Source organism: Actinotalea sp. JY-7885, from assembly GCF_014525465.1.
Classification (GTDB): domain Bacteria; phylum Actinomycetota; class Actinomycetes; order Actinomycetales; family Cellulomonadaceae; genus Actinotalea.
This window is the reverse complement of the sequence record NZ_JACEXH010000116.1, coordinates 1-10772: the sequence shown is the minus strand read 5'-3', so window position 1 is coordinate 10772 and position 10772 is coordinate 1. Positions and strand designations below refer to the sequence as shown.

Annotated in this window: 11 protein-coding genes and 1 pseudogene; 10 read left to right on the top strand and 2 right to left on the bottom strand. The window is 76.4% G+C overall.

What is annotated here, in order from left to right; genetic code table 11:
• The 10 genes and pseudogenes from IDM29_RS11300 to IDM29_RS11255 form a co-directional block, all read left to right on the top strand.
• Positions 1-670: pseudogene (locus tag IDM29_RS11300) on the top strand (hypothetical protein); the annotation flags it as partial.
• A 10-nt stretch (positions 671-680) separates the two neighbouring features.
• Positions 681-2996, top strand: coding sequence for an ATP-dependent DNA helicase RecG (locus IDM29_RS11295; RefSeq protein ID WP_182111542.1), 2316 nt, complete (start codon positions 681-683; stop codon positions 2994-2996).
• 37 nt (positions 2997-3033) lie between these two features.
• Complete coding sequence (rsmD, locus tag IDM29_RS11290; RefSeq protein WP_182111541.1) at positions 3034-3633, top strand: 16S rRNA (guanine(966)-N(2))-methyltransferase RsmD; 600 nt, start codon at positions 3034-3036, stop codon at positions 3631-3633.
• Positions 3630-4130, top strand: coding sequence for a pantetheine-phosphate adenylyltransferase (gene coaD / locus IDM29_RS11285; RefSeq protein WP_182111540.1), 501 nt, complete (start codon positions 3630-3632; stop codon positions 4128-4130). The genes rsmD and coaD overlap by 4 nt, the downstream gene beginning before the upstream one ends.
• Entirely contained in the window at positions 4127-4696 is a 570-nt protein-coding gene (locus tag IDM29_RS11280) for a hypothetical protein (protein WP_255491561.1), read from the top strand. The genes coaD and IDM29_RS11280 overlap by 4 nt, the downstream gene beginning before the upstream one ends.
• A gap of 118 nt (positions 4697-4814) precedes the next feature.
• Complete coding sequence (locus tag IDM29_RS11275; protein ID WP_220457947.1) at positions 4815-5399, top strand: DUF177 domain-containing protein; 585 nt, start codon at positions 4815-4817, stop codon at positions 5397-5399.
• 2 nt (positions 5400-5401) lie between these two features.
• The gene (gene rpmF / locus IDM29_RS11270; protein WP_182111539.1) at positions 5402-5599 is read left to right on the top strand and encodes a 50S ribosomal protein L32; all 198 of its coding nucleotides are present in this window, start codon (positions 5402-5404) and stop codon (positions 5597-5599) included.
• A gap of 31 nt (positions 5600-5630) precedes the next feature.
• A complete protein-coding gene (gene rnc / locus IDM29_RS11265; protein WP_182111538.1) occupies positions 5631-6350 on the top strand; it encodes a ribonuclease III in 720 nt (239 codons plus the stop codon).
• A gap of 9 nt (positions 6351-6359) precedes the next feature.
• On the top strand, positions 6360-7346 hold the full coding sequence (gene mutM / locus IDM29_RS11260) for a bifunctional DNA-formamidopyrimidine glycosylase/DNA-(apurinic or apyrimidinic site) lyase (RefSeq protein WP_182111537.1): 987 nt from the start codon (positions 6360-6362) through the stop codon (positions 7344-7346).
• Positions 7347-7406: 60 nt separating this feature from the next.
• Positions 7407-8030: a response regulator transcription factor gene (locus IDM29_RS11255; protein WP_182114210.1), complete on the top strand. Its 624-nt coding sequence runs from the start codon at positions 7407-7409 to the stop codon at positions 8028-8030.
• Between the two features lie 60 nt (positions 8031-8090).
• Here the strand turns inward: IDM29_RS11255 and IDM29_RS11250 are convergent, their stop codons facing one another.
• Positions 8091-9848, bottom strand: coding sequence for a GAF domain-containing sensor histidine kinase (locus IDM29_RS11250; RefSeq protein WP_182111536.1), 1758 nt, complete (start codon positions 9846-9848; stop codon positions 8091-8093).
• A 72-nt stretch (positions 9849-9920) separates the two neighbouring features.
• Positions 9921-10772: ATP-binding cassette domain-containing protein (locus IDM29_RS11245; protein ID WP_188037537.1), on the bottom strand; the 852-nt coding region annotated here is incomplete at its 5' end.

Genomic DNA, 10772 nt, shown 5'->3' with positions numbered 1-10772 from the left:
CGGCGACCTCGGCTGCCGCGCGAGCCAGGTCCGGGTGCGGCACCTCCTCGCCCAGTCCGGCGTCCACGGGGCGCACCGTCCCCTCGTGGGCGTCGTCGCCGTGACCCGGGCGCCCGGGCTGCTGCCGGACCTCGCGCGCGCCGGCGCCGTCGTCGTCCTCGTACCGCCAGGCGGCGTCGCGGGCGACGAGGTGGGGCGCGCGGTCGAGGACACCGGTGCGGACCACGTCCTGGTCCTGGCCCCGGCCGGAGCGCTGCCCGGCGGGGCGCCGCCCGTGTCCGGGCCGGGCACGACCGTGCTCGCGGACCTCGACGAGGTCCGCGTGGTGGTCGGCGCCGCGACCCTCGCCACCCTCGCGAGCGCGGCACCGGCGCAGGACGCCGTCGCCGCGCTCGTCGACGCGGTGCGCGCCGTCCGCCCCGGGTGCGTCCCGGCGCCGGAGGACCGCCGCGGTGTCGGCGGCGACGGGCATGCTGGGGCGGTGCTCGACACGGCCCTCGACCTCCTCGGACCCGAGGGCACGCTGCTGACCGCGGTGCTCGGTGCCGGCACGTCGCCCGACGTGGGCGAGCGTCTGGTCGGTGGGCTGGCGCAGCGGCGTGCCGGGGTCGAGGTGGTCGTGCTCGCGGGCGGGACGCCGGGCGCCGACGTCGTGCTGGGTGCGGAGTGAGAGCGGGGAGATGACGCTGGACGACCACGAGGTGCCGACGCCGCCCGACGGGCGCCCGCATTGGCTCGCCGACCCGCTCGGCCGCGTGCTCGGCCCCCGCACGGCCGCCGCGCTGGGCAAGCTCGACGTGCACACGGTCGGCGACCTGCTGCAGCACTACCCGCGGCGGTACGCCGCGCCCGGCCGGATGACCGACCTGTCGTCGGTCGTGGTGGGCGAGCACGTCACCGTCATGGCCGAGGTCCGCCAGGCGACCGTGCGGCAGATGCGCTCGCGCGGCGGCGCGATGCTCCAGGCCCGTGTGTCCGACGGACGCCGGGACCTGAGCCTCACCTTCTTCGCCAAGCGCAGCGGCGCGCTGCACCCGCACGAGCGCCGGCTCGTCCCGGGGCAGGTGGGCCTGTTCACGGGCACCGTCGGCACGTACCGCGGCGAGCTCCAGCTCACCCACCCCGACTACACGATCATCGGGGGCGACGCCGACGACGAGGCGGCCGCCCTGGTCGAGGCCAGCCGGCCGATCCCGATCTACCCGGCGGCCGCGGGCCTGCCGACGTGGCGCATCGCGCTCGCGGTGCGCACCGTCCTGGACCCGATGCGACCGGAGGACCTCGCCGACCCCGTGCCGGCGCCCGTGCGGGAGCGCCGCGGCCTGCGCACCGTCCACGAGACGCTCCACGACGTGCACCTGCCGTGGTCCGACGACGACTGGCGGCGCGGTCGGCACCGCCTGAAGTACGAGGAGGCCTTCGTCCTGCAGGCCGCGCTGGCCCGGCGCCGAGCCCTCGTCGCGGCGCAGGAGGCGGTCGCCCGCCCGGGAGCGGCGGACGGCCTGCTGGCCGCGTTCGACCGGCGGCTGCCCTTCGAGCTGACGGCCGGCCAGCGCGAGGTGGGCGAGCAGATCGGCCACGACCTGGCGGCGCACCGCCCGATGCAGCGGCTCCTGCAGGGCGAGGTCGGCTCCGGCAAGACGGTGGTCGCCCTGCGCGCGATGCTGCAGGTCGTCGACTCCGGGGGGCAGGCGGCGCTCCTGGCGCCCACCGAGGTGCTCGCGGCGCAGCACGTGCGGACGCTGCGCGCGCTGCTGGGGCCGCTCGCGGAGGAGGGCATGCTCGGCGCTGCCGAGCGCGCGACGCGGGTCGCCGTGCTCACGGGCTCGCAGTCGGCCGCCGCCCGGCGCGAGGCGCTCCTCGACGCCGCGTCGGGCCGGGCGGGGATCGTCGTGGGGACCCACGCGCTGCTGGGGGAGCAGGTCCAGTTCGCGGACCTGGGCCTGGTGGTCGTCGACGAGCAGCACCGCTTCGGCGTCGAGCAGCGGGACGCGCTGCGCGCCAAGGCGGGGACGACCCCGCACCTGCTGGTGATGACGGCGACGCCGATCCCGCGCACGGTCGCGATGACGGTGTTCGGCGACCTCGAGGTCTCCACGCTGACCGAGGTCCCGGCCGGCCGGGCGGGGACCACGACGCACGTCGTGCCCGCGGGCAACGCCGCCTGGATGGCGCGGACGTGGCGGCGCGTGCGCGAGGAGGTCGACGCGGGTCACCGCGTGTACGTCGTCTGCCCGCGGATCAGCGCGGACGACGACGCCGGCGCGGACGACGCCGACCTCGTCGAGGCGCGCAGCGGCCGCCGCTCCGGCTCCCGCGCCGACGGCGACCCCGACGACGACGGCACGCTGCCGCTGGCGGGGGTCGAGCCCGAGCGGCGGCCGCTGCGCGCCGTCGAGGAGGTCGCCGCCGAGCTGCGCGCGATGCCGGAGCTCGCGGGTGTCGAGGTCGGCGTCCTGCACGGCCGGCTCCCGCCGAGCGAGAAGGAGGACGTGATGAACCGGTTCGCCGCCGGTCAGGTGCAGGTCCTCGTCTCGACGACGGTGATCGAGGTCGGGGTGGACGTCCCGGCCGCGACCGGGATGGTCGTGCTCGACGCGGACCGCTTCGGCCTCTCCCAGCTGCACCAGCTGCGCGGGCGCGTGGGGCGCGGGTCGGCGCCGGGGCTGTGCCTGCTGGTGTCGGACGCGGCCGAGGGCACGGACGCCGCGACCCGCGTGCGGACGCTCGCGGAGACGACGGACGGCTTCCGGCTGGCGAGCGTCGACCTCGAGCTGCGCCGCGAGGGCGACGTCCTCGGGGCGTCGCAGTCCGGTGGGTTCAGCTCGCTGCGCCTGCTGCGCGTCGTGCGCGACGCGGACCTCATCGCGCAGGCGCGCGAGGATGCCGTCGGCCTGGTCGCGGAGGACCCCGACCTGAGCGAGTGGCCGGTGCTGCGCGACGCCATCGAGCGCTGGCTCGACCCGACCCGCGAGGAGTTCCTCGACCGGAGCTGACGCGGGTCGCCGCTCGCCGGGCCCCTAGCCTGGGGGCGTGACGCGGATCGTGGCGGGGACGGCGGGAGGCCGGGTGCTCCAGGTGCCGGGCAAGGGCACCAGGCCGACGAGCGAGCGGGTGCGCGAGGCGCTGTTCTCGCGCCTCGAGCACCTCGACGTGGTCGACGGCGCCCGCGTCCTGGACCTGTACGCGGGCTCCGGTGCGCTCGGGCTCGAGGCGGCCAGCCGTGGCGCCGCCGCGGTGGTGCTCGTCGAGTCGGCGCGGCAGGCCGCGGACGTGTGCCGTCGCAACGCGGCCGCCCTCGGGCTGCCCGGCGTGCGTGTCGCCGCCGAGCGGGTGCTCACGCACGTCCAGCGGCCCACCGGCGAGGCGGTCGACCTCGTGCTCGTCGACCCGCCGTACGACCTGCCGGAGGACGAGCTCACGGCGGTGCTCGAGGCCCTCGTGCCGCGACTGGACGCCCGGGGCGTCGTCGTCGTGGAGCGGTCCTCCCGCTCGCCCGAGCCGACGTGGCCGGCGGGCCTGCGGCGGGACGACCAGCGGCGCTACGGCGAGACGGTCGTGTGGTTCGCCGAACCGGCGGGTGTCGCGCCGCAGGCGCCCCGCGCCCCGTCAGTGCCTATGGTGGGCCGATGACCGTCGCCGTCTGCCCGGGCTCCTACGACCCCGTGACCCTGGGGCACCTCGACGTCGTGCGCCGGGGTGCCGCCCTCTTCGACGAGGTGGTGGTGGCCGTCGCGACGAACGCGACCAAGCGGCCGCTGCTGCCGCTCGACGAGCGCCTGGCGCTGGCGGAGCGGGCCGTCGCCGACCTGCCCACCGTGCGGGTCGCCGCGGTGCCGGGGCTGCTGGTCGACTTCTGCCGCGACGTCGGGGCGACGGTGCTGCTCAAGGGGCTGCGCAACGGCGCGGACTACGACGCGGAGCTCCCGATGGCGCTGATGAACCGCCACCTGACGGGCGTGGAGACCCTCTTCCTGCCCGCCGACCGCTCGGTCACCCACATCGCGTCGTCGCTGGTCAAGGACGTCGCGCGGCACGGCGGCCCGATCGACGACCTGGTGCCGCCCGGCGTCGCGCACGCCGTGCGCGAGCGGCTCGCCGAGGCGGCCCGGACGAAGGAGGCACGATGAACCACCTGCATCCCGACGAGCACGAGCACCCCCTCGACCGGCAGGCGGCGCAGCGCGAGCGGGGCGAGGCCGCGGGCGTGCCCGCGGCGCGCGACGACGGCGACCAGGCCGGCCTCACCGGGATCCTCGAGGCGCTGGAGCACGCCGTGAGCTCGGCGCGCGGGATGCCGATGTCGTCGTCGGTGCTGGTCAACAAGGCCGAGCTCCTCGACCTCGTCGACCAGGCCTACGCCGTCCTGCCGTCCCAGCTCACCGAGGCGGACCAGGTGCTGGCGGGCGCCGATGAGGTGCTCGCGGAGGCCCGACGCCAGGCCGAGGAGCTCATCACCGCCGCGCGGGAGCGGGCCGAGGAGCTGGTCGACCAGGAGCACGTCGTCGTCGCGGCGCGCGTGCGTGCCGACGAGATCGTCGCCGAGGCCCAGGAGGTCGCCGACGGCCTGCGCCGGGACGCGGACGACTACTGCGACCGGCGGCTCGCCGACTTCGAGATCGACCTGGGCAAGGTGCTCGCGCAGGTGCAGGCGGGCCGCGCGAAGCTCGCCGAGCGGCTCGCCGACGAGGTCTGAGCCGCGGGCCGGCGGCGGGCCCCGGTTGGGAGCGGTCCGCGGCATGGCGTAGCATTCCACGTTGGTCCTTGCCGTTCGTGGCGCGGACCGAGACCCCCTCGACACAGGACGTGACGCTGTGGAGCGCCCGCTCACCCTCGATCCTCGATCGCCGTACGTGCTCGACACGCACGAGCTCGGTCGGCGACCCGGGACCATGCGGCGCGAGCAGAAGACCGTCCCTGCGCCGCAGGACCTCGGTACCGCCGTGATCGGCATCCCCGCCGGTGACGACCTGCGCCTCGACCTGAGGCTCGAGGCCGTGATGGAGGGGGTCCTGGTCTCCGGGACCGTCGGCGCCCGGGCCGTGGGGGAGTGCGTGCGCTGCCTGACGGAGGTCGTCGAGGACGTCGAGACCGAGGTCCAGGAGCTGTACGTCTACCCTGAGCGGGCCAAGGTCGCGCTCGAGGACGGCGACGAGGAAGAAGACGTACGTGAGCTCGAGGGCGACCTGATCGACCTCGAGCCCGCGCTGCGGGACACGGTGGTGCCGGCACTGCCGTTCCTGCCGGTCTGCATGCCGGACTGCCCGGGCCTGTGCCCGCAGTGCGGGGTGCGGCTGGCGGACCCGGAGAACGCGGACCACACGCACGAGGTCATTGACCCCCGGTGGGCTGAGCTCGACCGGATGAAGAGCATGTTCGACGACACGAAAGAGAGCTAGCCGTGGCTGTTCCGAAGCGCAAGATGTCGCGCAGCAACACCCGTGCGCGTCGGTCGCAGTGGAAGACGACCGCTGCGACCCTCACGACGTGCCCCCGCTGCCAGGCCAACAAGCTGCCGCACGTGGCGTGCCCGTCCTGCGGCACCTACAACGGCCGTCAGTACGCCGAGGCCGTGCGCACCGAGCACGAGTCGCGCTGACACCCGTGCCCTACCCGCAGGTCGACGCCCGATGACGGCCACGCCTGCCGCCCAGCTCGTCGAGAAGCTCGGGGTCCACCTGGACCCCGAGCTTCTCGTGCTGGCACTGACGCACCGGTCCTTCGCCCACGAGGCGGGCGGCATCCCGACCAACGAGCGCCTCGAGTTCCTGGGTGACACCGTCCTCGGGCTGGTCGTGACCGAGGCCCTGTACCGCCGCCACCCCGACCTGTCCGAGGGTGCGCTGGCGAAGATGCGCGCCGCGACCGTCTCGCAGCGTGCGCTCGCCGCGATCGCGCGCGAGCTCGACCTCGGCCAGTACCTCCTCCTCGGCAAGGGCGAGCTCGCCACCGGCGGCCGGGAGAAGGACTCGATCCTCTCCGACACCCTCGAGGCGCTCATCGGCGCGGTCTACCTCACGCACGGCCTGGAGCCGGCGCGCGGGCTCGTCGAGCGCCTGGTCGCCGAGACCCTCAGCGCCGCGGCCGGGCTCGGCGCGGGGCTGGACTGGAAGACCTCGCTCCAGGAGCTCTCCGCGCGGCTCGAGCTCGGCCCCCCGGAGTACCAGGTCGAGGGCGAGGGCCCCGACCACGCGCGGGTGTTCACCGCGCGGATCCTCGTCGGCGGCCAGGTGCGCGGGGAGGGCAGCGGGCCCTCGAAGAAGGTCGCCGAGCAGGAGGCCGCCGCCGCCGCCTACGAGGCGCTCCAGGAGCTCGACCCCGCGGCGGTGCAGCCCGCCGCGACCCGCTGACCGCGCCTCGTGCCTGAGCTGCCCGAGGTCGAGACCGTCCGCGACGGTCTGGCGCGGCACGTGCTGGGTCGCACGGTGACCGAGGTCGAGGTCCGGCGCGCGTCCAGCGTGCGCCGGCACGAGGGCGGCCCCGCCGACTTCGCCGGGCGCCTGGTCGGCCGCACCTTCACCGCGGCGGTCCGGCGGGGCAAGTTCCTGTGGCTCCTGCTCGACGGCGAGCAGTCCGGCGAGGCGATGCTCGCCCACCTCGGGATGAGCGGGCAGCTCCTCGTGCGCCGGTCCGGGCCGGACGCCCACGAGGCGGCGTCCCACCCCCACCTGCGCACGCGCCTGCACCTGCGCGGGCCGCAGGGGCCCGACGACGGCGCGCACGTCCTGGACTTCGTCGACCAGCGCACCTTCGGCCACCTGCTCGTCGCCGACCTGGTCCCGGTGCCCGACGGCGCCCCCGCCGGTCGGGGGAGCGACCTCGCCGCGCTGCCGCGGGAGGTCGCGCACATCGCGCGCGACCTGCTCGACCCACACCTGGACCGGGACGCGCTCGTGGGCGCCCTGCGCCGACGGCGGACCGAGGTCAAGCGGGCGCTGCTCGACCAGACGCTCGTCTCCGGGGTCGGGAACATCTACGCCGACGAGGCGCTGTGGCGCGCCGGGCTCCACGGCGCGCGCGGCGCCGCGATGCTGCGGCCGGTCCAGGTCCGGCGCCTGCTGGACGCGGCGGCGGACGTCATGCGCGAGGCGCTGCGGGCCGGCGGCACGAGCTTCGACGCCCTCTACGTCGACGTCAACGGCAGCTCGGGCTACTTCGACCGCTCGCTCGCCGTGTACGGCCAGGCCGGCCGACCGTGCCCCCGCTGCGGCACGCCGGTGGTGCGCGAGGCCTTCGCGAACCGCTCGTCCTTCACCTGCCCGAGGTGCCAGCCACGCCCGCGCGGGGCGCGTCCCGCGCCGCCGCCCTCGTCGCGCCTTCGACCGGGCGCCGGTCGCCGGGCCTAGGATCGAGCCGTGGCAGCCAACCTGACGCCTGAGACCGACCGGACGGCGGACATCGCCGTCATGATCGTCGACGACCACGAGGTCGTCCGACGCGGGATCGCGGAGGTGGTCGACCGCGCCGACGGCATGGGGGTCGTCGCCGAGGCGGGATCCGTCGCCGAGGGCGTGCGCCGCGCCACCCTCGTGCGCCCGCAGGTCATGCTCGTGGACCTGCAGCTCCCCGACGGGACGGGCATCGACCTGCTCAACGCGCTCAAGGCCCCGCTGCCCGACACCCGCGCGATCATCCTGACGTCCTTCGACGACGACGACGCGCTCGCCGCCGCGCTCCAGGCCGGCGCCGCGGCGTACGTGCTCAAGAGCGTGCGCGGCGCCGAGATCGCCGACGTCATCCGCTCGGTGGCCGCCGGTCGCACTCTGCTGGACGAGCGGACCGTGACCCGGCGCCGGGCCGACCACGACGACCCGACGATCGACCTGACGCCCAGCGAGCGCAAGGTCCTCGACCTCATCGGCGAGGGCATGTCCAACCGCGAGATCGCGGAGCGCCTCGGCGTCGCGGAGAAGACGGTCAAGAACCACATCACCTCGCTGCTGGCGAAGATGGGGCTGCAGCGCCGCACGCAGGTGGCCGCGTGGGTCGCCGGGCACAAGCGCAGCGCCTGGCGCGGCGACAACGACTGACGCCGGCGCGGGCACCGCGCAGGAACGAGGCGCGGCGCGCCACCTGCGCCGCCGCGACGCTCAGCCGTGCGAGGGCAGCGGCGTCTCCCAGCACAGCAGCGTGCCGCGCCCGGGGGCCGGCTCGAGCACGAAGGTGCCGCCGTGGCGCCGGGCGCGCGCCGCGAGGTTCTCGGTCCCCGAACGACGGTCCCGCTCCGGCGCCAGGCCCCCGCCGTCGTCCTGGACCTCGACGCGGATGCGCCCCTCGCCGGGCTCGCCGTCCACGTCCACGCGCACGGTGACCGCGGTGGCCCGCGCGTGGCGGGCCGCGTTGGCCAGGCCCTCGCGCACCACGGCCACCACGTCGTCGGCCAGGTCCTCGCCGGTGCGGTCGTCGATCGTGGCCGCGTCGGACTCGAGCGCGGCGTCGGAGTCCAGGACGCGGCCGTCCAGCGTGATGACCAGCCCGGGGGCGAAGCCCAGCCCTGTGCGCGCGAGCGACGCCTCGCGGCGCAGGCGCTCGGCCAGAGGCGCGCTCGCGTCCGGGTCACGCAGTGCGTGGACGATGGAGCGGATCTGCCGCACCGTCGCGTCGACGTTGTCCAGGGCGTCCTCGACGATGCCCGTCAGCTCCGTGGCGTCGACACCGCGGGCCGCGCGCCGCCGCACGGTCTCCAGCTGCATGCCGGTCGCGAACAGCTGCTGGATGGCGAGGTCGTGCAGGTCGCGTGCGATGCGCTCCCGCTCGTCGAGGAGGGCCTCGACGTCCTGGGCGTGCCGGGCCTCGGCGAGCACGAGCGCCAGCGCCGCCTGGGCGGCGTAGGACTCGGCGGTCGTGAGGTCGCTCGGGGCGAAGGGGGCGGCGCCGCTGCGCCGCAGCAGCACGAGCACCCCGACGCCGCGTCCGTGGGCGTGCATCGGTGCGTAGAGCGCGGGACCGAACTGGCGCAGCGCGTCGACCCGCATCGAGCGTGCCCGGGAGAGCGAGTCGACGACGAGGCCGTTGCCGTCCGCCAGGACCGTGCGGGCGCGCCCGTCCGGGGGCATGACGGTCCCGACGAGCTCGTCCGCGGCGACGCCGTCGACGATCTCCATGACCCACTCGTCCCCGAGACCCGGCAGGACCAGGGCGGCCGTGTCGGCACCCGCGACGTCGCGGGCCGAGGTCGCGATGTGGGCGAGGACGTCCTCCTCCTCGGCGCCCGAGAGCAGCATCGTCGTGATCTCCTGGCCCGCCTGGAGCCAGCGCTCGCGCCGCGCCGACTCGGCGTAGACCTGCGCGTTCTGGATCGCCACCGCCGCGGCGGCCGCGAGCGTGACGACCGCCTCGTCGTCCTCGTCGGTGAAGCCGCCGGGCTTCTCGGACAGGTACAGGTAGCCGAACACCCGGTCGCGGACCCGCACCGCCGCACCGAGGAACGAGCCCATGGGCGGGTGGTCCGGGGGGAACCCCTGGAAGGTCGGGTGCTGCGTCAGGTCGGCGAGCCGCAGCGTGCCGTGGGACGGGATGGAGGCGAGCACGCCGATCGCGTGCGGCGGCCGGCCCAGGAGCGCCGCGAGCCGCTCGTCGATGCCGGTGTGGACGAACGTGGTCGACCGGCCCTGCGAGTCGAGGACGTTGATCGCCGCGTACCTCGCGCCCGTGAGGTCGGCGCTCGCCGAGACGAACCGCTGCAGGACCGTCGGCAGGTCGAGGTCCGCGCCGAGCGCCACGGCGGCGTGGAGCAGGTCCGCGGCCGCGAGCCGGTCCTCGTGGTGACCGCGCGCGGGCTCGGGCGTGCCCGCCGGGCGGGCGCCGTCGGTGGCCCCCGTGCTCGTGGTGCCGCCCCAAGACATCATGCGGTGGTCCTCCGTGGTTGCGTCCCGCTCGCGCGCGCACCGGTGGGCGCGGCCCGGCGGGTCCCTTGCACGCTACCCGCGTCCGGCGGCCGGCGCGGACCGGCCCGCGAGCTCCAGCACGGCGTCGGCCGCCTCGAGGCCCTCGGACCGGTGCGTGACGACGACCACGGCGCGGCCCGGGGCGAGCGAGCCGTCGAGCAGCCCTGTCAGGAGCGCCGCCGCGCCGTCGTCGAGGTGCTCGGCCGGCTCGTCCAGCAGCAGGACGGGCGCGCGGGAGAGCAGCGCGCGGGCGACGAGGAGCCGGCGCCGCTCCCCGCCGGAGACCCGGGCCCCGCCCGAGCCCAGCATCGTGTCCAGCCCGTCCGGCAGGGCCGCGAGCCACGCGCCGAGGCCCACCGCGGCGAGGGCGTCCCCGGCCTGCGCGGGAGTCACGTCGCCCCGCGCCACGCGCAGGTTCTCCAGGACCGTCGTGTCGAACACGTGGGCGTCCTCGGTGGTGACGACGACGACCCCGGCCGCCTCCGCGCGGGGGAGCGCCGCCAGGTCGCGCCCGCCGGTCCGGACGCTGCCGGCGCGCGGGGGCAGCAGCCCGGCCAGGGTCAGGAGCAGCGTGGTCTTGCCCGCACCGCTGGGTCCCACGACGGCCACGCGGTCCCCGGCGTGGAGCACGAGGTCCACGCCGGCGCACGCCACCGGGCGTCCCGGCCACCCGCACGCGAGGCCCCGTGCCTCGAGCAGCGGACCGCCGTCGGGTACCGCGGCGGCGGCCGGCGGAGCCTCCTCGGGCGACGGGTCGGCGTCGTCGAGCAGCGCGACGAGGCGCGCGGCCGCCCGCCGTGAGCGCAGCAGCTGGACCGCCGCGGCGGGCAGCAGCCCGGTGGCCTCGAAGGCCGCGAGCGGCGTCAGCACGACGACGGCGAGCTC